This is a genomic window from Flavonifractor sp. DFI.6.63, from assembly GCF_024462255.1.
Classification (GTDB): Bacteria; Bacillota; Clostridia; order Oscillospirales; family Oscillospiraceae; genus Lawsonibacter_A; species Lawsonibacter_A hominis.
Genome location: NZ_JANGBE010000162.1, coordinates 1 through 251 on the forward strand (window position 1 = coordinate 1; position 251 = coordinate 251).

A 251-nucleotide genomic window follows, 5' to 3' on the forward strand; every position below is an offset into this window, starting at 1 on the left:
GTAAACGGGTCCACGAACTCCTTAAGTCCCAGTTGATCCGCCAGCTGGTCCGATTCTAATTGGTTTCGGATATATTCCGCTATTTGCTTTTTGTTCCTTCCTACTGTGTCTACATAATAGCCTCTAGGGCTTGTTTGAAAAATAAAAGTTGCACAACAAACCAAGTTATGCGAAGCTAAGGGCATGAAACGATATGAATTAACAAAAGAACAATGGGAACGAATCAAGCCGCTGCTGCCACGGGAAGAAAC

1 pseudogene is annotated in these 251 nt (G+C 43.0%); it reads right to left on the reverse strand.

Annotated features, from left to right (window positions below):
* Positions 1-125 (reverse strand): annotated as a pseudogene (locus tag NE547_RS18335) (IS200/IS605 family transposase); the annotation flags it as partial.
* Positions 126-251: the final 126 nt, after the last annotated feature.